This is a genomic window from Actinacidiphila glaucinigra, assembly GCF_900188405.1.
GTDB classification, from domain to species: domain Bacteria; phylum Actinomycetota; class Actinomycetes; order Streptomycetales; family Streptomycetaceae; genus Actinacidiphila; species Actinacidiphila glaucinigra.
Genome location: NZ_FZOF01000009.1, coordinates 212796 through 232678 on the forward strand (window position 1 = coordinate 212796; position 19883 = coordinate 232678).

The following is a 19883-nucleotide window of genomic DNA, read 5'->3' on the forward strand; positions in this document are numbered from 1 at the left end:
CACTGCTTTCACAACCGTCACTCAATTTCGTGACGATCATCACCGTTCGATCGTCACGTATTCAGCCCATGACCAGCGCATACGCTTCACGCAAATCGCGCCCCGTGTACGCGTGGCTCGCCAGGCCGCTCACATGGTGGTCCCCGTTGACCGCGACCGACACCGGCACCGCGGCGAAGAGCGCGGTGTCCGACAGCGAGTCCCCGTACGCCACGCACTCCCGGCGGCTGACCCCGTAGCGGGCGCACAGCTCGTCCGCGGCCGTCACCTTCGTCTCCGGCACCAGGATGCCCGCCACGTCCAGTCCCGCCGCCGGGCCGAACGGGATCTCCGGGAAGACCGACGCCCGCACCTCGTGCGCCCCCCACTCCAGCAGCCGGCGCACGAAGAAGTCCGGGGAGAGCGACACCACCGCGCAGTGCTCCCCGCGGGCGGCGATGTCCGCCCACACCTCCCGTATCCCGGCCAGCCACGGGGCGCCCTCGAACGCCGTCGCCACCTGCGCCGGGGTGAGCGCCCGCCACAGCTCGTACGCCCGCTCCGCGTAGCCCGGCGAATCCAGCAGACCGCTCCCGAGCGCGTGCTCCAGCTCGCGGAACTCCGCCACCAGCCCCAGCTCCCGGGCGAGTTCCATGCTCGCCGAGGAGCCGTGCATCAGCGTCCCGTCCATGTCGAAGATGTGCAGCCGTCCCATGCGGCCCCTCCCTCGTCACCCGCCGCCCGGCCGGTCCCCGGCGGCGTCCCTCCGAACAGCCGGGCGGCGTCCTCCGCCACCCCGCGGACCGCCGGTCTGCGGTCCGCCGCCCGCCAGGCCAGCGCGACCGTGCAGCGCACGTCCCCGGCCAGCGGCACGATCACCACGTTCGACCGCGCGTAGTGCTCGTCGGTCGAGGTGCTCGCCAGCGCGCACCCCCGGCCCGCCGCCACGAGTTCGAGCGTCTCCTCCAGCGACCCCGACGGCACCGTCCCGGCGACGTGGGCGACGCCCACGGCCGACGGGTGGCGGAAGCCGGCGTACGCCACGTCCCCGGTCCGCGGCACCACCCAGGTCCTGCCGCCCAGTTCGGCGGGCGCGACCTCGCTCCGGCGGGCCAGCGGGTCCGTCGCGGGCAGCGCCACGCAGCGCCGGTCGCTGGAGACGGTCACCATCCCCAGCCCCGGGGCGTCCAGCGGGGGCCACACGATGGCCAGGTCGCAGTGCCCGTCCAGCAGCCCGCAGGAGGGGTCGTCGAAGTCGTAGCGGCGCAGCCGCACATCACCGGTGACATGGGCCTGCACCAGGTCCAGCAGCTCCCGGGTCCGGCCGGCCGCCGCCTCGCCCAGGAAGCCCACGGTGAACGGCCGGGACGCCCCGTCCAGCAGCCCCTCGAGCTCGTCCGCGGCGTCCACCGCGGCCACCGCGTGAGCCAGGATCCGCCGCCCCAGATCGGTCAGTTCGGCCCGTTCGCGGTTGCGCACCAGCAACGGCCGCCCCGCGGCGGCCTCCAGCCGGCGCACCGACTCGCTCACCGTCGGCTGGCGTACGTCGAGCTGCCGCGCGGCCGCCGAGAACGAGCCCGTACGCGCCACCGCCACGAACGCCCGCAGGCCGGGCAAGGTCAGCGTCACCCCGGGAGGATAACCAGGCACCGGCCGATGGCCATAGGGGAAAACTATGGGCCCCGGCCGCCACCGCCAGGGCACGCTGCCCGTATGACTTCCCCGACGGCCTCCGTGCGCCGCCTCACCCCCGCCGACCTCCCCGCCTGCAGCGCGCTGGCCGTCAGCCGCGACTGGGGCGCCGAGGAGCACAAGTGGCGCTTCCTGCTCACTCATGGCACCGGTTACGGCGTCGACGCCCCCGACGGAGACGGCCTGGCCGCCACCACGGTCCTCACCCGCTACGCGGGCGGCCTGGCGGCCGTCAGCATGGTCCTGGTCGCCGCCCGCTACGAGGGGCGGGGCCTCGGACGGCGCATCATGGGCCACGTCCTGGCCGAGGCGGGCGACGACACGGTCACCCTGCACGCCACCGAACGCGGCCGCCCGCTCTACGAGAAGCTCGGCTTCCGGGCCACGGGCACCGTCGTCACACACCGCGGCCGCTTCACCCCGCCGGCGCCCGCCGGGAACGCCGTGGCCGCAGGGAACGCCGCTCCCGGCGCCGGGGAACCGCGGGACTTCACCGAGGCCGACCTGCCGGCCCTGCTCGCCCTGGACGCCGAGGTGTTCGGCGCGGACCGCTCGCCCCTCCTGCGCGACCTGCCCCGGTTCGCCGAGCGCGTCGTGGTCGCCGAGGAGGACGGTGTACTGACCGGCTACGCCTCCGCCTGGCTGAACGCCGACACCCTGGTCGTGGGCCCCGTCGTCGCCGGGGACGCCGCCGGGGCCCGGCGGCTGATCACCGCGATCGCCGCGGACGCCGGTACCCCGGTCCGCCTCGACCTGCGCACCGGCGTCCCCGGCGGCCTCGACGGCTGGGCCGCGGAGCACGGCGTGGCCCCCGTCTTCCCCAACACCCTGATGGTGCTGGGGGACCGCGACCTGCCCGGCGACGAACACCGCCGCCACACACCGCTGATGGTGGCCCTGGGCTGAGCCCGGTGGGCCCCACGGCGCGGGACCCACCGGGACCTACCGCGAGAACACCTGGCCGAAGGCGGATTCGCCCTTGAGGGAGACGTTGCGAGCGGTGATCACCTTGGCGTTGGTGACCGTGGGACCGTTGTCGGTGCCGCGCAGCACGGTGACGGAGCCGTAGCCGTTCTCGTCGCCCGCGCCGATGACCAGCTCGGCCCTGCCGTTGCGGTTGTCGTCGATCACGCGCACGGCGGAGCCGAACCGGTCGTACTTCTCGGCGCTGTCGGGGACGCCCGCCGTGTCCTGGGTGTACGTCTTGGCGCCGCTCGCCCTGAGCCCGGCGGCGGAGCCGAACAGCACGGTGACGGAGCCCGCGTACTGCTTGGTGCCGACCTTCTCGTCGGGGGCGCCGACCGCGACGTCGGCGTAGCCGTCGCCGTTGACGTCGCCGACGCTCAGGGACATGCCGAAGTGGTCCTCGGTCTCGCCGGTGTCCGGGACGCCGGGGGTGTCCTGGTTGATGACCGTCGGGGTCTGCGCGGGGTCCGGGCCGGTGGCGGAGCCGTACCAGACGGCGATCTCGCCGCCCTTGTGGCCGTCGGGGGCCCCGGAGCGGGGGTCCTCGTAGTTGCCGACGACGAGGTCCCCGTAGCCGTCGTGGTCGATGTCGCCGATGGCGGCGACATCCCCGTCGGCGGAGGTCAGCTCGGTCATGAGGTACTTGGCGCCGTTCCAGCGGTGGTAGCTGATGTCGCCGCCCGGGTCGTCGTCGACGAGGTACGGGTAGACGCGCTCGGCGGCGCGGTCGCCGCTGAGGTCGCCGGCGACCACGTCCACCCTGCTGCCGAAGGCGAGCTTGCTTGCGGCGAGGGGGGCGACGGAGGTCCCCGAACGCTTGAAGGGGCCACGCAGAAGGCGGCTCTGGGTACGGCCGGTGAGGGTCAGGTCGGCATGCCCGTCACCGTCGAAGTCGGCGGCGGCGACCCCGCTCGCGTACGTCTCCCATTCGTCGAAGGAGGGCTGGGGCAGGGACGAACCCCCGGAGAGGCCGGACTTGCCGCCCCACAGGACCGTGGCCTGGCCGGCGCCCTCCTTGGTCCCCATGGCCTCGCGGGGGGCACCGACGACCAGGTCGGCGTAGCCGTCCTCGTCGAGGTCCGCGGAGGTGAGGCTGGAGCCGAAGAAGTCGAACGCCTCGGCCGTCCCTGCCACGTTGGCGGAGGCCTGGGTGATGACGGTCCGTTTGCCGGAGGTGGATATGCCGGTGGACCTGCCGTAGAAGACGACGACCGCGCCCGCGCCCTGGGCGCTGCCGACCGTCGCGAACGGGGAGCCGACGGCGAGGTCGCGGTAGCCGTCTCCGTTGAAGTCGTCGTAGTACTTGGCGGGGGCGGCGCTCGCCGGGGCGGCGAGGGTGAGCGGGGTCAGGCCGGCCGTGAGCAGGCTGGCGACGACCGTGGCGGTACGCAGACGCATGGGCGGCGGGGCCTCCTGCAGGAGAGGGGGAACGGGGCGTCCGATGCCGCCGTGGTGCCATCGGAAGTTCGTGCCGGGGTTCCGTCCCGGGACGGCATGGCACGGCGGCGTACCTCGGACCGCGAAGGCGGGCGCGTCGTCCGCGACTTGGCATGTTTCACGCCACGGGACGAAGCCCGCGCATCCCATCGCGCCCCCGTGACGTCTGCACGGCCGAAAGGTGACAGCCGGGCGAACGGCGTACGGCGGTCCGGGTGCCCCGGCCCGGCACTTCGGTCGTGCCTCACCTCCCGATGCGGGCCTCGATGCCGTCGAGCAGGAAGTCGAGGCCGATCCGGAAGGTGTGGTCGGCGTCCAGATGGGCGGCGTCGCGCACCACCGTGGCCAGGGCGGGGAACCGGCCGGTGGCGAAGGTCCGCTCCAGATAGGACCCGAGCGAGGCCTGCCAGCGCTTCTCGTCCATCCCGGTGGCCCGTTCGGCACGCCGCTCGGCGACCTCCCGGCGCACCGCGCCGATCGCGTACGCGTTGACCGCGGCGACCACCGGCATGACGGCGTCCACATCGACGCCGTCCAGTGCGGCCACCACGGCCTCCCCACCGGCCAGCGCGTGCGGCCCGAGCTGGGGCCGCCCGCCCAGGAGGTCGGCGAGCCATTCGTGCTCGTGAACGGCGTGCCGGGTGGCTTCGGCGAGAGACCGGAGCACCTCCCGCCGGCCCTCCCCGACCGGCCGGATCTCGGCGTGGACGGCGTCGACCATGAGGTCGAGCAACTCCTCCTTGCCGGCGATGTAGCCGTACAGCCGCATCGGACGGACGTCCAGCACGGTGGCGACCTTGCGCAGCGACACCGCCTCCAATCCGTCCGCGTCGGCGAGCCGGATCGCCGCCCGCACGATCAGCTCCCGGCTCAACGGGGCCGGAACGGGTCGATTCGGCGGCTCCGGCCTCTCCCACACCAACATGCGGCCAACCGTACACCGCCTGTGATCGATACAGTGTATCGATCAGTACGGTGTATCGAAGGGAAGCGGTCATGACCATCGCCATCGTCGGAGCCGGCCTCGGCGGCCTGGCTCTCGCCCGTGTGCTGCACGTGAACGGCATGGATTGCGTCGTGTACGAACGTGAATCGTCCCGCGGTGCGCGCGGTCAGGGCGGCATGCTCGACATCCACTCCGGCCAGCGGGCGCTGCGCGAGGCCGGTCTGATCGACCGGTTCCACGCGATCGCCCGCGGTGAAGGCCAGGACATGCGTCTTCTCGAACCGGACGGCACCCTGCTGCTCCAGGAGGACACCCCCGAGGACGCCCCGCTGGAGCGACCCGAGGTCGACCGCGCCGATCTGCGCGACCTGCTGCTGGACTCCCTCCCCGAGGAAACGGTGCGCTGGGGGCGCGCCTTCGAATCCGCCGACGACGGCGTGCTGCGCTTCGCCGACGGGAGCACGGCGACGTGCGGCCTGCTGGTCGGCGCGGACGGCGCGTGGTCCCGGGTCCGCACGCTGCTCACCGACGCCCGCCCGGCGCACATCGGCCAGAACATCGTCGAGGTCGGCATTCCCGACATCGACCGCACGCACCCCGAACTCGCGGCGATGGTCGGGCGCGGCAACTACTGGGTGCTCGGCGACGGACTGTCGCTCGCGGCGCAGCGCAACGGCGACGGCCGCGTGCGCATCGGCCTGAGCTTCTACAACACCCCCGAGGACTGGTTCGCCACCAGCGGGATACCCTTCGCCGACCCGGCCGCCGCGCGGGCGCGGCTGATCGACCTGCTCCGCGGCTGGGACCCGCGGTTCACCGCGCTGATCGCGGCCTGCGACGACACGGTCGTACCGCGGTCGATCGCCACTCTCCCGGTCGGCCTGACCTGGCCGTCGACGCCGGGCGTCACGCTGCTCGGCGATGCCGCGCACCTGATGCCCCCGGTGGGGGAGGGCGCCAACATGGCCCTGCTCGACGGCGCCCTGCTCGGTCTCGCGCTGGCCGCGCACCCGGACGACTTCCCCACCGCCGTCGAGGAGTACGAACGCGAGATGTTCGAACGCACCGGCGCCGCCGCCCGGATGTCCGCGGAGATACACGAACTGCTGACGTCGCCGGACGCCGCCCAGAAGATGCTCGCGTTCTTCCGACCCGGCTGAACACCAGCCGACAGGAGCGGGCGCGGCAGCCGCCGTCGGAAGACCCCGCGGGGGTCCCGGCTCAGGTCTGGGCCATGTCCACGAAGCGCGAGTAGTGGCCCTGGAAGGCGACGGTGATGGTGGCCGTCGGGCCGTTTCGGTGCTTGGCGACGATCAGGTCGGCCTCGCCCGCGCGCGGGGACTCCTTCTCGTAGGCGTCCTCGCGGTGCAGCAGGATCACCATGTCCGCGTCCTGCTCGATGGAGCCCGACTCACGCAGGTCGCTGACCATCGGCTTCTTGTCCGTACGCTGCTCGGGACCACGGTTCAGCTGGGACAGCGCGATGACCGGGACCTCGAGCTCCTTCGCCAGGAGCTTGAGGTTACGGGACATGTCGGAGACCTCCTGCTGACGGCTCTCGGGACGGCGCGAGCCGCCCGCCTGCATCAGCTGGAGGTAGTCGATGACGACCAGGCGGAGGTCGTTGCGCTGCTTGAGCCGGCGGCACTTGGCGCGGATCTCCATCATCGACAGGTTCGGCGAGTCGTCGATGTAGAGGGGGGCCGCCGAGACGTCGGGCATGCGGCGGGCCAGCCGCGTCCAGTCGTCGTCGGTCATGTTGCCGGAGCGCATGTGGTGCAGGGCGACCCGGGCCTCGGCGGACAGCAGACGCATCGCGATCTCGTTGCGGCCCATTTCGAGGGAGAAGAAGACGCTGGGCATGCCGTTGGTGACCGAGCAGGCGCGGGCGAAGTCCAGCGCGAGCGTGGACTTGCCCATCGCGGGACGGGCGGCGATGACGATCATCTGGCCCGGGTGCAGGCCGTTGGTCAGGGAGTCCAGGTCGGCGAAGCCGGTGGGCACCCCGGACATCTGGCCGCTGCGCGAGCCGATGGCCTCGATCTCGTCGAGGGCACCCTCCATGATCTCGGAGAGCGGGAGGTAGTCCTCGCTGGTGCGCTGCTCGGTGACGGCGTAGATCTCGGCCTGTGCGGAGTTGACGATCTCGTCGACGTCGCCGTCGGCCGCGTACCCCATCTGCGTGATGCGCGTACCCGCCTCGACGAGCCGGCGCAGGACCGCGCGCTCGTGCACGATCTCCGCGTAGTACTCGGCGTTGGCGGCGGTGGGCACCGCGTTGACGAGGCTGTGCAGATAGGGGGCGCCGCCGACCCGGGCGAGCTCACCGCGCTTGGTGAGCTCGGCCGCCACGGTGATGGGGTCGGCGGGCTCACCTCGGGCGTAGAGGTCGAGGATCGCGGCGTAGACGGTCTCGTGGGCGGGCCGGTAGAAGTCGGCACCCTTGAGCACCTCGACAACGTCGGCGATGGCGTCCTTGGACAGCAGCATGCCGCCGAGCACCGACATCTCGGCGTCCAGGTCCTGCGGCGGTACGCGCTCGAAACCGGCCGCCCCGCGGTCGTCGTCACGGTCGCGGTCGCGGTCCCGCTCGTCCTTCCGGCGGAACCGGGAGACGGGCAGACGGTCGCCGGGACCGTCCGGCGGGAACGGCGGCTCGCTCCCCCAGTGGTCGTCCGCGGGTTCGGGCTGGCTCACCCCTGCCACCTCCTCCCCTCCGGCGCGGACCGCTGCGTCGTGTCCCTTTTCCTACGCCACGGCTCTGACATTCGGCCGCCGGACACACCTGTGGCACGTCGGGCGACGCCCCACGGTAGGGGTCCGCGGGGCTCACAGCCAAGACGGTTATCCACAGGGGCTGGGGATGACCTGTTGAAGAACCGCCCCTACCTGTGGAGAAGCCCGCTCCAGCTGTGTACAGGGCGGGGGACAGCGCGGTGGACAAGCACACAATCACCCAATGATCACGCCGCTGACCTGCGCTTTCTTCATCCACCCACTGTGGACAAGAAAAAGTTGCCCGCTCGGCGCAAGATCACGACAAACGGCACGGAGGAGATCACCCTGCGCAGCCGAAAGTAAGAGGCAGTATCTTCTTGCATCCCTTACATGTGGATGATTACCCTGACCGGGTGCCCCAGGTCGCCGAACTCTCCCCCCAGCAGGCCGTACGCCGCCACGACCGCGAGATCGTCGGTCTCGCGCTGCCCGCCTTCGGCGCGCTCGTCGCCGAACCGCTCTTCCTCCTGGCCGACAGCGCGATCGTGGGCCACCTCGGCACATCGCAGCTCGCCGGGCTCGGCGTCGCGGGCGCCCTGCTGACCACCCTCGTCGGCGTCTTCGTCTTCCTCGCGTACGCCACCACGGCCGCCGTCGCCCGCCGGGTCGGCGCGGGCGACCTGCCCGCGGCGATCCGCCAGGGCATGGACGGCATCTGGCTCGCCCTCCTCATCAGCGCCGCCGCGGTCGCGATCGCGCTCCCTGCGGCACCCGCCCTCACCGACCTGTTCGGCGCCTCGGGCACCGCCGCGCCGTACGCCGTCACCTACCTGCGGATCAGCGCCCTCGGCATCCCCGCGATGCTCGTCGTCCTGGCGGCCACCGGTGTGCTGCGCGGGCTGCAGGACACCCGCACCCCGCTCTACGTCGCCGTCGGCGGCTTCGCCGTGAACGCCGTGCTCAACGTGGTGCTGGTGTACGGCGCCGGCCTCGGCATCGCCGGCTCCGCCTGGGGCACGGTCATCGCCCAGAACGCGATGGCGGCCGTCTACCTCGCCGTCGTGGTCCGCGGGGCGCGGCGGCACGGCGCCTCCCTGCGGCCCGACCTCGCCGGCATCCGCGCCTGCGCCCAGGCCGGGACACCCCTGCTGATCCGCACGCTGAGCCTGCGGGCCGTCCTGATGCTCGCCACCGCGGTCGCGGCCGGGCTCGGGGACGCCTCGATCGCCGCCCACCAGATCACCACCACCCTCTGGTCGCTGGCCGCCTTCGCCCTCGACGCCATCGCCATCGCCGGCCAGGCCATCATCGGCCGCTACCTCGGCGCCGACGACACGGCCGGGGCCCGGGCCGCCTGCCGCCGCATGGTGCAGTGGGGCATCGCCTCGGGCGTGGTCATCGGCCTCGTCCTGGCCCTCTCCCGGCCGCTGATCGCCCCGCTGTTCACCTCGGACCCGGCCGTGCGCTCCGAGCTGATGACCGTCCTGCTGGTGGCGGCGCTCGCCCAGCCGGTCTGCGGTGTGGTCTTCGTCCTGGACGGGATCCTCATCGGCGCGGGCGACGGCACGTATCTGGCCTGGTCGATGGTCGTCACCCTCGCCGTCTTCGCCCCGGTCGCCCTGGCCGTACCGGCCCTGGGCGGCGGGCTCACCGCCCTGTGGTGGGCGATGGGGCTGATGATGCTCACCCGGCTGGCCGGCCTCCACTGGCGCGCCCGCTCGGGGAAGTGGGCCGTCACCGGCGCCGTGCGCGCCTGAGCCGCGGCCCGACCGCGGCCCCTCCCGAGAGCGGAAAGACGCCGGGCCCGGAACCTCGCGGTTCCGGGCCCGGCGTTCACGCGGTGCGTGCGGGTCAGGAAGCGACGACCTCGACGTCGAGAGCGGCCTCGACCTCGGGGTGCAGGCGCACCGACACCTTGTGGGAGCCCAGCGTCTTGATCGGGGAACCGATCTCGATCCGGCGCTTGTCCACGTCCGGACCGCCCGCGGCCTTGACGGCGGCGGCGATGTCGGCCGGGGTCACCGAACCGAACAACCGGCCGGCGTCGCCCGCGCGGGTCGACAGCTTGACCTTGACGCCCTCGAGCTGCGCCTTGAACGAGTTGGCCTGCTCGACGGTCGCGATCTCACGGATCCGGCGCGCGCGGCGGATCTGCTCGACGTCCTTCTCGCCACCCTTGGTCCACGCGATCGCGAAACCGCGCGGGATCAGGTAGTTGCGGGCGTAACCGCTCTTGACCTCGACGACGTCGCCGGCGGCACCGAGGCCGCTGACCTCGTTGGTGAGGATGATCTTCGCCATTGCTCGGTCACCCTTCCTTAGCGAGCGGTCGAGGTGTAGGGCAGCAGCGCCATCTCACGGCTGTTCTTCACGGCCGTGGCGACGTCGCGCTGGTGCTGGGTGCAGTTGCCGGTGACCCGGCGGGCACGGATCTTGCCGCGGTCGGAGATGAACTTCCGCAGCAGGTTCGTGTCCTTGTAGTCGACGTACGTGATCTTGTCCTTGCAGAACACGCAAACCTTCTTCTTAGGCTTGCGAGCAGGCGGCTTCGCCATTGTCTCTCTCCAGTGTGATCAAGAAGTTTGGTGCGCTGCCGCCCTTAGAAGGGCGGCTCGTCCGAGAAACCGCCGCCGCCACCGGAGCCACCGCCCCAGTTGCCGCCGCCGCCACCCTGGCCGCCACCGGCAGGAGCGCCGGTCGCCCACGGGTCGCCGTCGGGCGCGCCACCCTGGCCGCCACCGGAGCCACCGCCCCAGTTGCCGCCCTGGCCGCCACCGCCGCCGTAGCCGCCCTGGCCGCCGCGCGAGGCGCCGCCGCCGCTGGCCCGGGTGACCTTGGCGGTCGCGCTGCGGAGGCTGGCGCCGACCTCGTCGACGTCCAGCTCGTAGACCGTCCGCTTGACGCCCTCGCGGTCGTCGTACGAGCGCTGCTTCAGACGGCCCTGCACGATGACGCGCATGCCCTTCTGGAGCGACTCGGCCACGTTCTCCGCAGCCTGCCGCCAGACCGAGCACGTGAGGAAGAGGCTCTCGCCGTCCTTCCACTCGTTGGTCTGCCGGTCGAAGGTGCGGGGAGTGGACGCGACACGGAACTTCGCGACCGCCGCACCAGATGCGGTGAAGCGCAGCTCGGGGTCGTCGACGAGATTGCCGACGACCGTGATGACGGTCTCGCCTGCCATGGTGAGTGACCTCTCGGCGTTGCTTGGCTTCTCGGTTTCCCGACTGCCTGAGCCCGCAGGCTCAGTGGGTCTCGGGACGGAGGACCTTGGTCCGGAGAACCGACTCGTTCAGGTTCATCTGACGGTCGAGCTCCTTGACGACCTCAGGAGTGGCGTTGAGGTCGATGACCGAGTAGATGCCCTCGGGCTTCTTCTTGATCTCGTACGAAAGACGACGACGGCCCCAGGTGTCGACCTTCTCGACCTTGCCGCCCGCGTTGCGGACGACGCCGAGGAAGTTCTCGATCAGCGGGGAGACAGCACGCTCCTCGAGATCGGGGTCGAGGATGACCATCACCTCGTAGTGACGCATGTGGAACCCACCTCCTTTGGACTCAACGGCCACGGCGTTTCCGTGGCAGGAGGGTTTGCATCGCGTCGCAACGGTATCGCGGCCCACCGACAACGCCCGCGGCGTTCCGGGGATCACTCCCCGGAGCCCCTGCGGGACCGTCGTGTGGGCCTGCACAGACACCGGTGCAGACGGTACACACTACCCGCCTCGTGGCTTCCGGTTGAAATCCGCCCCCGGAAGCCCGCAATCTGTACACATCGGGTGTGTCCGGCGCTACGATGCGCCACCTCTCCATCACGGAGGTGCCTCATGGCACAGGCAGTGCGACCCACGACCGGCAGCCGTCTCTACCAGCGAGCCCTCAGCACCCTCAACTCCGACGGCAGGCCCCACCCGGTCGAGAACACCCTGGCCGTCGTGACCGTCGTGCTCGGCCTGCTCGCCGCCATCGCGGCGATCTGGGACCACCTCCACCTGCTGAGCTCCTGGGCGGGGCTGGCGGGCATCCTCGTGGGGGCCTTCGGCCAGTACCGCTCCGCCACCACGGCAGAGCGCTTCCTGTTCATCATCGGCATGGGGCTGGCCGCGATCGGCTTCTACCTCGGCATGGCCCACGGCGGCCTGTTCGGCGGCGTGCTGTCCTAGGCCGTGACGTCAAACGAGCGCCGGCCGCCCGGAGGGCGGGCACCGCGGTGTCTGGTGCGGTGCATCGCAAGGCGGAGAGTCGTCCTCGTAGTGGGCTACTCGGACGATTCGACAACGCAGCGTGGGGGCACCTCCCAGCGGAGCTGGGGGAGTGCCGTGCCAGGCGCCGCGGGGCAGGCGGGCGTTTGACGACACGGCCTAGGCCCCGCCGTCTCCCAGCCGTCCACCCGGCACCCGCCGGGCGAAGCCGCGGACCGAGTTGTCCACAGCCCTCGTGGGGGCGTTCACCGTTCGCAGTAGGCTTCGGCGCAGTAATGCAGTCAGCAATGCCGTAGCCGCAGCGATGGGGAGCGCCCCGCATGAGCTTGACCCTGAGGACCATCAGTCGGGAACAGCACCTGGCGTACATCCAGAGCCTGCCCTCGGCAAGCCACTGCCAGGTTCCCGCCTGGGCGGACGTCAAGACCGAGTGGCGCTCGGAGAACCTCGGCTGGTTCGACGACAGGACCGGTGAGCTGGTCGGCGCCGGCCTGGTGCTCTACCGGCAGCTGCCCAAGGTGAAGCGCTACCTCGCCTACCTCCCCGAGGGCCCGGTGATCAACTGGTACGCCCCCAACCTGGAGGAGTGGCTGCGCCCGATGCTGGCGCACCTGAAGCAGCAGGGCGCCTTCTCCGTGAAGATGGGCCCGCCGGTCGTCATCCGCCGCTGGGACGCGGCCGCCATCAAGTCCGGCATCGCCGATCCGGACGTCAAGCGCCTGCGCGACGTCGAGGCGACGGTCATCGAGCCCCGCGCCTTCGAGGTGGCCGACCGCCTGCGGCGCATGGGCTGGCAGCAGGGCGAGGACGGCGGCGCCGGCTTCGGCGACGTGCAGCCCCGCTACGTCTTCCAGGTCCCGCTGGAGAACCGCAGCCTGGACGACGTCCAGAAGGGCTTCAACCAGCTGTGGCGGCGCAACATCAAGAAGGCCGAGAAGGCCGGCGTCGAAGTCGTCCAGGGCGGCTACGACGACCTCCCCGTGTGGCAGCAGCTCTACGAGGTCACCGCCGAGCGCGACCGCTTCCGCCCGCGGCCCCTTTCCTACTTCCAGCGCATGTGGCAGGTCCTCAACACCGAGGACCCCAACCGCATGCGGCTGTACTTCGCCCAGCACGAGGGCGAGACGGTCGCCGCCGCGACGATGCTCGTCGTCGGCCGGCACGTCTGGTACTCGTACGGGGCCTCGGCCAACCACAAGCGCGAGGTCCGGCCGAGCAACGCCATGCAGTGGCGGATGCTGCGCGACGCCTACGCCCTCGGTGCGAGCGTGTACGACCTGCGCGGCATCAGCGACTCGCTGGACGAGAGCGACCACCTCTTCGGTCTCATCCAGTTCAAGGTGGGCACCGGTGGGCAGGCTGCCGAATACTTGGGCGAGTGGGACTTCCCCCTCAACAAGCTGCTGCACAAGGCACTCGACATCTACATGTCCCGTCGCTGACCCACGTGCACGTGCCCGACTGACCGCAGACACCGCAGAAAGGTCCCCGTTCCGGCCATGGCGCTCACCCTGTACGTCGACACCGCGCGCTGGCGTGCGCACCAGCAGTCCGTGGCGGAGCAGTTCCCCGGGCTGGTACCCGTCTGCAAGGGCAACGGGTACGGCTTCGGCCACGAGCGCCTGGCCGAGGAGGCGATCCGGCTCGGCTCGGACATCCTCGCCGTGGGCACCACGTACGAGGCCGCCCGGATCAAGGACTGGTTCGGCGGGGACCTGCTGGTGCTGACCCCGTACCGGCTGGGCGAGGAGCCAGTGCCGCTGCCGGACCGCGCCATCCGTTCCGTGTCCTCCGTGGAGGGCGTGCGCGGCCTGGTCGGCGCCCGGGTCGTCATCGAGGTCATGAGCAGCATGAAGCGCCACGGCGTCGGCGAGGACGACCTGGTCAAGCTGCACTCGGCCATAGACGACGTCCGCCTGGAGGGCTTCGCCATCCACCTGCCGCTGGACCGGACCGACGGCTCCGACGCGGTGGAGGAGGTCCACCGCTGGATGGAGCGGCTGCGCGCGGCACGGCTCCCGCTGCACACCATGTTCGTCAGCCACCTGAAGGCGGGCGAGCTCACCCAGCTGCGCAACCAGTTCCCGCAGACCCGCTTCCGCGCCCGGATCGGCACCCGGCTGTGGCTCGGCGACCACGAGGCCACCGAGTACCGGGGCGCCGTCCTGGACGTCACCCGCATCGCCAAGGGCGAGCGCTTCGGCTACCGCCAGAACAAGGCGTCCGAGGACGGCCACCTGGTCGTCGTGGCGGGCGGCACGTCGCACGGGGTGGGCCTGGAGGCCCCCAAGGCCATGCACGGCGTCATGCCGCGCGCCAAGGGCGTCGCGAGGGCCGGCCTGGCCACCATCAACCGCAACCTGTCGCCCTTCGTGTGGGCGGGCAAGCAGCGCTGGTTCGCCGAGCCCCCGCACATGCAGGTCTCGATCCTCTTCCTGCCGGGCGACGTGGCGCCCCCGGCGGTCGGCGACGAGCTGGTGGCGCACCTGCGGCACACGACGACGCAGTACGACCGCGTCGTCGACCGCTGAGCCCCTCCCGGGGTCAGTGGGGCGAGGCCGGCGGCGCCGGGTCCACGCCCCACTGCACCGGGCGCGCCTCGCCGTATCCGTAGCCGTCCTCAGGTCCGCCCTGCAGCGGCGCCGCGTGCCGCGGCTGGTGCGAGGGCCGCCCGAGCACGAACGCGTCCTCGGCCCCGTCCAGCACGCCCCCGGAGGGGTCGTCCGAGCCGTCCTGGCGGACCGGGTCGCGCTCGGGGAAGAGGATGTCGCGGACGACGACCGCGCACAGGTACAGCGTCCCGATCAGGTGCGCCGCGATGGCCAGGTGGTAGCCGTCCTGCGGCAGGCCCTTGCTGTTGCCGCCGGTCGTGTACGCCAGGTACGACCAGATCCCGAGGAAGTACATGACCTCGGCGGCCTGCCAGATCAGGAAGTCCCGCCAGCGCGGCCGGGCGAGCGCCGCGAGGGGCACCAGCCAGAGCACGTACTGCGGCGAGTAGACCTTGTTGGTCAGGATGAAGACCGCCACGACGAGGAAGGCGAGCTGCGCGAAGCGCGGGCGCCGCGGGGCGTACAGGGTCAGCGCTGCGATCGCCCCCCACAGCAGAAGGACCAGCGCCTCGGCGTAGTGGTTCACCGCCTGGGGCTCGATGTTCCACTTCGTCTGCTGGGAGATGATCAGCCAGATGGAACCGTAGTCGACGCCCCGCTCCTGGCTGAACGTGTAGAACTTCGACCAGCCGTCCCAGGCGAGCAGCGCCACCGGCAGGTTGACCACGACCCAGGCCCCCGCCGCACCGCCCACGGCCGCGCCCCAGGCTTTCAGCTTCCCGGCCCGCAGGCACAGGAAGAACAGTGCGACGAGCAGGAACCCCGGGTAGAGCTTGGCGGCCGTCGCCAGCCCGATCAGGACGCCCGCGGCCAGCGGCCGGTTGCGCGACCAGAGCATCATCCCGGCCGCCGCGAGGGCGACCGCGAAAAGGTCCCAGTTGATGGTGGCGGTCAGCGCGAACGCGGGTGCCAGCGCGACCAGCAGTGCGTCCCACGGGCGGCGCCGGTTGGTCCGGGCCGTGCAGACCGCGATGACGGCCGTGCAGACCAGCAGCATCCCGGCGTTGACCAGCCAGTAGACCTGCTCCCGGTGCTGGATCGTGCCGCCGTGCGGGGTCAGCCAGGAGGCGACCTCCATGAAGAGCCCGGTCAGGACCGGGTACTCCAGGTAACCCATGCCCCCGGAGACCGTGTCCGGGATGCGGTCGAAGTACGGGGCCAGGTCGTCGGCGAAGCCCCGGCCGTGGTACAGGTGCGGGATGTCGGAGTAGCAGGCGTGGCTGTACTGGGCGTTCGCCCCGAAGAACCAGCCGCTGTCGTAGCACGGCACCTTCTGCACCATGCCCAGCGCGAACATCCCGATCGCGACCAGCACGACGACGCGCAGGGGGTTCCACCAGCCCCGCCGCCCCACGGCCGCGAAGCGGCCGAGCGGGCCGCCGATGACCTCGCTCCCGGCCACCGCGACCGGGTCCTCGCGGGTCGGGGGCACGACCGCCTCGGCCTCCGAGGCCTCGTGGTGGGGGTCTTCGCGCACGATCGTCATGGGCCACATCCTGCCCTACATCTCCGCGCGCGGAGCGTCGGATCCCCACGCCGCATCCCCGCCGCCCGCGAACGCCCGCGGCCGCGGAGGGCACGGTGCCCTCCGCGGCCGCGGATGTACTGCTCGACTCAAGACGGGGCGGTTAACCGCCATTGCCTCCCGAACCCAGGAGTCCGCCGTTGCCGTTGCCTCCGCTGCCTCTGCCCGTGGCGCTGGAGGACGGACTCGTCGACGGTGTCCCGCCGGTACCCCCGTCGGAGGTTCCGCCGTCGTTGGCACCGCCACCGGCGTCCTGGCACTCCCACCACGGCTTGCACTCCCCGGACTCGGTCGGGGTCGGCGGGGCCTGCGGCTGCGAGATGGTCGGGGTCGGCTTCGTGGTCGCCGTCTCGCTCGGAGTGGCCGTGACCGAGGGGCTCGGCGATGGGGCGCCCTCCCCGTCGTGGATGTCGCCGATCTTCGGGGCGTCGGGGAAGCCGGTGTCGGGGCCCGTCACCGCGCCCTTCATGTAGGCGGTCCAGATCTCGGTCGGGATGTCACCACCGTGGATGGACTCGACGCCCGCCGTGCCGTTCATGGACATCAGACCGTGGGTCTTGGGGTTCTCCCGGAACATCGCCACGGACGTGGACAGTTGCTGGGTGTACCCGACGAACCACGCCGACTTGTTGCTGTCGGTCGTACCGGTCTTGCCGGCCGCCTTGCGGCCGAGTTCCTTGGCGCGGAAACCCGTACCGTTCTGGATCACGTTCTCCAGGACGTCACTGACGTTGTCGGCCACCTCGGCCGGCATCACCCGGGTCACCTTGGGCTTGTCGAAGCCAGGGACGTCGGCTCCGTTCTTCTTCACCGACACGACCGAATAGGGATCCACGTGCTTGCCGGAAGCGGCGAAGGTCGCGTAGGCGTCCGCCATGCGGATGGCGCTGGGGGTGGACGTACCGAGGGCGAACGACGCGTTCCGGCCCGCCATGGAGGCCTTGAGGATCCCGGTCTTCTCGGCGACGTCGGCCACCTTCTCCATGCCGACGTCCATGCCGAGCTGCACGAACGGCGTGTTGATGGACTGCTCCATCGCCTTGCGCAGTGTGATGTATCCCCAGGGCGTCGGGCTCTCGTTCTCCTGGAAGAAGGCCGTGTTGTCCTTCTTCAGGACGTACGTGCCGTCATTGTTCTTGATCTTGATGTGGTCGTTGCCGTTGTACTTGCTCAGCGGTGAGATGCCCTCGCCGTCGGAGCGGTACGTGCCGTACTCCATGGCGGCGGCCAGGACGAACGGCTTCCAGGTCGAGCCGACGGGGACACCCTTGGTGTCGGCGTTGTTGGTGAAGTGGTTGTTCTCGAAGCCCGCGCCGCCGTAGAGGGCGACGATCGCTCCGTCGTTGGGCTTCACCGACGCGGCGCCGAACTGGACGTACTTGTCCAGCTTCCGCTGCTTCGGCTTGATGTTGTCCTTCTCGACCTTCTTCACGGCGTTCTGCAGGGCGTCGACCTTCTTCTTGTCGAAGGTCGTGCGGATCTCGTAACCGCCCCGGTCCAGCTCCGCGCGGCTGATGTCGGAGTGCGCCAGCACGTAGTTCTGGGCGGTGTCGACCAGGTAGCTGATCTGGCCGGTCATGCCCTTGGTCGCCTTGAGGCCCTGCGGCATCGGGTACTTCTTGACGGCCTCGGTGTACTCGTCCTTGTTGAGCTTGCCGTCCTTGTACATCTCGCCGAGGATCCACTTCCAGCGGTACTCGGAGTTCTTGCGGTTCGACTCCGGAGTCGCGGCGGTGTCGATGCTCGTGGCCCCGGCCGGGTCGTAGTACGTCGGGCCCTTGAGCAGCGCCGCCAGGAAGGCGCACTGGCTCGGCGTGAGCTTGGAGGCGTCGACGCCGTAGTAGGTCTGCGCCGCCGCCTGGATGCCGTAGGCGCTCCGGCCGTAGTACGAGGTGTTCAGGTAGCCCTGGAGGATCTCGTCCTTGTCGAGCTTCGTCCCCACCTTTATGGAGATGAAGAGCTCCTTGAACTTACGGGTGACCGTCTGGTCCTGGCTCAGGAAGGTGTTCTTGACGTACTGCTGGGTGATCGTCGAACCACCCTGCGCCTGGCCGCCCTTCGCCATGTTGAACAGGGCGCGGGCGACACCCATGGGGTCGACGCCCGAGTCGGTCTCGAAGCTCTTGTTCTCCGCGGAGATGACCGCGTTCTGCATCGCCTTGGGGATGTCGGCGAGCCCCACGTTCTGCCGGTTGGCACCGGTGCCGGTCGCCACCATGCGGTCGCCGTTCGCCCAGTAGTAGACGTTGTTCTGCGACTTGGCGGCGTCGTTCTCGTTGGGGATGCCCACCATCGCGTACCCGACGCCGGCGACGGCGACCAGGCTTCCGAAGAAGAACAGGCACAGTCCGGAGACGAGCTTCCACGACGGCATCCAGCGACGCCATCCGTCCCTCCCCCAGCGGGGGTAGTCGACGATGCGCTTCTTCGGGGGCTGACCCCCGCCGCGCCCGCCCTGCGCGCCCGTGGCGGGCCGACGGCGGCCGCCCTTCTGCGACGACTGGGCGGCACGGCGCGCGGCGGCACGCCCCTCATAGGGCGGCTCGGCCCCCCGGGCCCGGCCGCCGGTGCTCGCGCGGCCCCCCGTACCCGCCCCCGCACCCTGGCGGGGGGGTTGTCCCATTCCCTGGCGCGGGCCGTGGCCCTGCCCCGAACCGGTTCCGTGCGGCTGCGGCCTCGGCGGCCCAGCGGCCCGCCGACCGCCTGGCGGCGGGGGCTGCTGCTGCGCGCCGCGCCGGGCGGCTGCCCGGCCGTCGCCGGGCGACTGCGGCGGCTTGCGACGGTGCTCGCTCATGAACAGCTACTCCTAGGACAGGCGGAATCGCCTGAAAGCGGCAGTTGATTTCCGGTCCCCCCGGCGTGCGATGCCCGCACTGCACCAGGGACAAGGACGCTCACTGAGGTCACACGGTTCCCGGTGCTCTGCATGGCGAACAGAGTACGCACGGTCAAAAGAGGTTCTAGCCAGATGTTCATCACATTCCGGGCGGTTGACGGTGGACAGATTTCGTGATGTGACGCCGGTCACCGTGAGCCGTCTTGCCGTACCCCGGAAGTCGTTCTATCGTCTCGATGTATCGAGCCGATACATCACGGCGAGATAAGAGGCGACGACGGCACGGACGGGAGGGAAACGAGGGCATGAGCAAACGCTCCGGCATCCTCGAGTTCGCCGTCCTGGGCCTGCTGCGCGAATCCCCGATGCACGGTTACGAGCTGCGCAAGCGGCTCAACACCTCGCTCGGTGTGTTCCGCGCGTTCAGCTACGGCAGCCTCTACCCCTGCCTCAAGACACTGGTCACTCAGGGCTATCTGGTCGAGGAGACCGGCCCTGAACCCGATCCGCTCGCCGCGCCGCTGGCCGGCCGACGGGCCAAGATCGTGTACCGGTTGACGGCGGCCGGCAAGGAGCACTTCGAAGAGCTCCTCGCCCACTCCGGGCCTGACGCGTGGGAGGACGAGCACTTCGCGGCTCGTTTCGCCTTCTTCGGCCAGACGTCCAGGGACGTACGGATGCGTGTCCTCGAGGGGCGGCGCAGCCGCCTCGAGGAGCGCCTGGAGAAGATGCGCGCGTCCCTCGCGCGTACCCGTGAGCGGCTCGACGACTACACGCTCGAGCTGCAGCGGCACGGCATGGAGTCGGTGGAGCGCGAGGTCCGCTGGCTGAACGAGCTGATCGAGACCGAGCGGGCGGGGCGCGGCAAGCAGCCCCCGACCGCTCCGTCCGCCGATGCCGAGCAGGACAACCAACAGGAAAACGGCGGACCCGGCATGCGCCGGGGACCCGCGTGACGATCAAACAGGGAGCA

At 70.9% G+C, this 19883-nt stretch carries 18 protein-coding genes; 7 read left to right on the forward strand and 11 right to left on the reverse strand.

All coding sequences use genetic code 11. From position 1 onward, the window contains the following. Positions 1 to 61: 61 nt before the first annotated feature. Together CHF15_RS21215 and CHF15_RS21220 are read right to left on the reverse strand one after the other, a co-directional pair. Positions 62 to 694 carry an HAD family hydrolase gene (locus CHF15_RS21215; RefSeq protein WP_089225410.1) on the reverse strand — a complete coding sequence of 211 codons (633 nt, stop codon included), beginning with the start codon at positions 692 to 694 and terminating at the stop codon, positions 62 to 64. Beyond that, positions 655 to 1608, reverse strand: coding sequence for a LysR family transcriptional regulator (locus CHF15_RS21220; protein WP_089225411.1), 954 nt, complete (start codon positions 1606 to 1608; stop codon positions 655 to 657). Before CHF15_RS21220 ends, CHF15_RS21215 begins: the two co-directional genes overlap by 40 nt. Before the next feature lie 84 nt (positions 1609 to 1692). On the opposite strand from CHF15_RS21220, the gene CHF15_RS21225 reads away from it, so the two are divergent. Next, the gene (locus CHF15_RS21225; protein WP_089225412.1) at positions 1693 to 2577 is read left to right on the forward strand and encodes a GNAT family N-acetyltransferase; all 885 of its coding nucleotides are present in this window, start codon (positions 1693 to 1695) and stop codon (positions 2575 to 2577) included. Positions 2578 to 2613: 36 nt separating this feature from the next. Here CHF15_RS21225 and CHF15_RS21230 read toward each other — a convergent pair whose 3' ends face one another. Together CHF15_RS21230 and CHF15_RS21235 are read right to left on the reverse strand one after the other, a co-directional pair. Beyond that, positions 2614 to 4035, reverse strand: coding sequence for an FG-GAP-like repeat-containing protein (locus tag CHF15_RS21230; protein ID WP_089225413.1), 1422 nt, complete (start codon positions 4033 to 4035; stop codon positions 2614 to 2616). A 283-nt stretch (positions 4036 to 4318) separates the two neighbouring features. Next, entirely contained in the window at positions 4319 to 4999 is a 681-nt protein-coding gene (locus CHF15_RS21235) for a TetR/AcrR family transcriptional regulator (RefSeq protein ID WP_089225414.1), read from the reverse strand. Between the two features lie 71 nt (positions 5000 to 5070). Here CHF15_RS21235 and CHF15_RS21240 point away from each other — a divergent pair, with 71 nt between their 5' ends. Then, positions 5071 to 6180 (forward strand): FAD-dependent oxidoreductase, encoded by a 1110-nt coding sequence (locus CHF15_RS21240; RefSeq protein ID WP_089225415.1) that lies wholly within the window; start codon positions 5071 to 5073, stop codon positions 6178 to 6180. Positions 6181 to 6241: 61 nt separating this feature from the next. Here the strand turns inward: CHF15_RS21240 and dnaB are convergent, their stop codons facing one another. Continuing rightward, positions 6242 to 7717: a replicative DNA helicase gene (gene dnaB / locus CHF15_RS21245; RefSeq protein ID WP_089225416.1), complete on the reverse strand. Its 1476-nt coding sequence runs from the start codon at positions 7715 to 7717 to the stop codon at positions 6242 to 6244. A 434-nt stretch (positions 7718 to 8151) separates the two neighbouring features. On the opposite strand from dnaB, the gene CHF15_RS21250 reads away from it, so the two are divergent. Beyond that, on the forward strand, positions 8152 to 9495 hold the full coding sequence (locus CHF15_RS21250) for an MATE family efflux transporter (protein ID WP_089225417.1): 1344 nt from the start codon (positions 8152 to 8154) through the stop codon (positions 9493 to 9495). Between the two features lie 94 nt (positions 9496 to 9589). Here the strand turns inward: CHF15_RS21250 and rplI are convergent, their stop codons facing one another. The 4 genes from rplI to rpsF form a co-directional block, all read right to left on the reverse strand. Continuing rightward, positions 9590 to 10039, reverse strand: a complete 450-nt coding sequence (rplI, locus tag CHF15_RS21255; RefSeq protein WP_089225418.1) for a 50S ribosomal protein L9 — start codon at positions 10037 to 10039, stop codon at positions 9590 to 9592. Positions 10040 to 10056: 17 nt separating this feature from the next. Then, positions 10057 to 10293, reverse strand: coding sequence for a 30S ribosomal protein S18 (gene rpsR / locus CHF15_RS21260; RefSeq protein WP_026250812.1), 237 nt, complete (start codon positions 10291 to 10293; stop codon positions 10057 to 10059). A gap of 44 nt (positions 10294 to 10337) precedes the next feature. Then, positions 10338 to 10919, reverse strand: a complete 582-nt coding sequence (locus CHF15_RS21265) for a single-stranded DNA-binding protein (RefSeq protein ID WP_089225419.1) — start codon at positions 10917 to 10919, stop codon at positions 10338 to 10340. A gap of 61 nt (positions 10920 to 10980) precedes the next feature. Beyond that, on the reverse strand, positions 10981 to 11271 hold the full coding sequence (rpsF, locus tag CHF15_RS21270; protein WP_018558167.1) for a 30S ribosomal protein S6: 291 nt from the start codon (positions 11269 to 11271) through the stop codon (positions 10981 to 10983). A gap of 291 nt (positions 11272 to 11562) precedes the next feature. On the opposite strand from rpsF, the gene CHF15_RS21275 reads away from it, so the two are divergent. The 3 genes from CHF15_RS21275 (at position 11563) to CHF15_RS21285 (ending at position 14468) form a co-directional block, all read left to right on the forward strand. After that, positions 11563 to 11898, forward strand: coding sequence for a hypothetical protein (locus tag CHF15_RS21275; protein ID WP_089225420.1), 336 nt, complete (start codon positions 11563 to 11565; stop codon positions 11896 to 11898). Positions 11899 to 12257: 359 nt separating this feature from the next. After that, positions 12258 to 13379, forward strand: coding sequence for a lipid II:glycine glycyltransferase FemX (locus CHF15_RS21280; protein ID WP_089225421.1), 1122 nt, complete (start codon positions 12258 to 12260; stop codon positions 13377 to 13379). Between the two features lie 57 nt (positions 13380 to 13436). After that, on the forward strand, positions 13437 to 14468 hold the full coding sequence (locus CHF15_RS21285) for an alanine racemase (protein ID WP_089225422.1): 1032 nt from the start codon (positions 13437 to 13439) through the stop codon (positions 14466 to 14468). A 13-nt stretch (positions 14469 to 14481) separates the two neighbouring features. Here CHF15_RS21285 and CHF15_RS21290 read toward each other — a convergent pair whose 3' ends face one another. Next, positions 14482 to 16035, reverse strand: a complete 1554-nt coding sequence (locus CHF15_RS21290; RefSeq protein ID WP_089225423.1) for a glycosyltransferase family 87 protein — start codon at positions 16033 to 16035, stop codon at positions 14482 to 14484. A gap of 142 nt (positions 16036 to 16177) precedes the next feature. Next, positions 16178 to 18448 (reverse strand): transglycosylase domain-containing protein, encoded by a 2271-nt coding sequence (locus CHF15_RS21295; RefSeq protein WP_089225424.1) that lies wholly within the window; start codon positions 18446 to 18448, stop codon positions 16178 to 16180. A 767-nt stretch (positions 18449 to 19215) separates the two neighbouring features. Between CHF15_RS21295 and CHF15_RS21300 the strand changes: the two genes are divergently transcribed. Then, positions 19216 to 19866, forward strand: coding sequence for a PadR family transcriptional regulator (locus CHF15_RS21300; protein WP_089225425.1), 651 nt, complete (start codon positions 19216 to 19218; stop codon positions 19864 to 19866). The last annotated feature ends 17 nt before the right edge of the window (positions 19867 to 19883 follow it).

Bases quoted from the DNA above. Each gene is read 5' to 3' on its own strand.
- CHF15_RS21215 (WP_089225410.1), bottom strand. From the start codon at position 694: ATGGGACGGCTGCACATCTTCGACATGGACGGGACGCTGATGCACGGC.
- rplI (WP_089225418.1), bottom strand. From the start codon at position 10,039: ATGGCGAAGATCATCCTCACCAACGAGGTCAGCGGCCTCGGTGCCGCC.
- CHF15_RS21290 (WP_089225423.1), bottom strand. From the start codon at position 16,035: ATGACGATCGTGCGCGAAGACCCCCACCACGAGGCCTCGGAGGCCGAG.
- CHF15_RS21235 (WP_089225414.1), bottom strand. From the start codon at position 4,999: ATGTTGGTGTGGGAGAGGCCGGAGCCGCCGAATCGACCCGTTCCGGCC.
- CHF15_RS21265 (WP_089225419.1), bottom strand. From the start codon at position 10,919: ATGGCAGGCGAGACCGTCATCACGGTCGTCGGCAATCTCGTCGACGAC.
- rpsF (WP_018558167.1), bottom strand. From the start codon at position 11,271: ATGCGTCACTACGAGGTGATGGTCATCCTCGACCCCGATCTCGAGGAG.
- CHF15_RS21240 (WP_089225415.1), top strand. From the start codon at position 5,071: ATGACCATCGCCATCGTCGGAGCCGGCCTCGGCGGCCTGGCTCTCGCC.
- rpsR (WP_026250812.1), bottom strand. From the start codon at position 10,293: ATGGCGAAGCCGCCTGCTCGCAAGCCTAAGAAGAAGGTTTGCGTGTTC.
- CHF15_RS21295 (WP_089225424.1), bottom strand. From the start codon at position 18,448: ATGCCGTCGTGGAAGCTCGTCTCCGGACTGTGCCTGTTCTTCTTCGGA.
- CHF15_RS21275 (WP_089225420.1), top strand. From the start codon at position 11,563: ATGGCACAGGCAGTGCGACCCACGACCGGCAGCCGTCTCTACCAGCGA.
- CHF15_RS21285 (WP_089225422.1), top strand. From the start codon at position 13,437: ATGGCGCTCACCCTGTACGTCGACACCGCGCGCTGGCGTGCGCACCAG.
- CHF15_RS21300 (WP_089225425.1), top strand. From the start codon at position 19,216: ATGAGCAAACGCTCCGGCATCCTCGAGTTCGCCGTCCTGGGCCTGCTG.
- CHF15_RS21230 (WP_089225413.1), bottom strand. From the start codon at position 4,035: ATGCGTCTGCGTACCGCCACGGTCGTCGCCAGCCTGCTCACGGCCGGC.
- CHF15_RS21280 (WP_089225421.1), top strand. From the start codon at position 12,258: ATGAGCTTGACCCTGAGGACCATCAGTCGGGAACAGCACCTGGCGTAC.
- CHF15_RS21225 (WP_089225412.1), top strand. From the start codon at position 1,693: ATGACTTCCCCGACGGCCTCCGTGCGCCGCCTCACCCCCGCCGACCTC.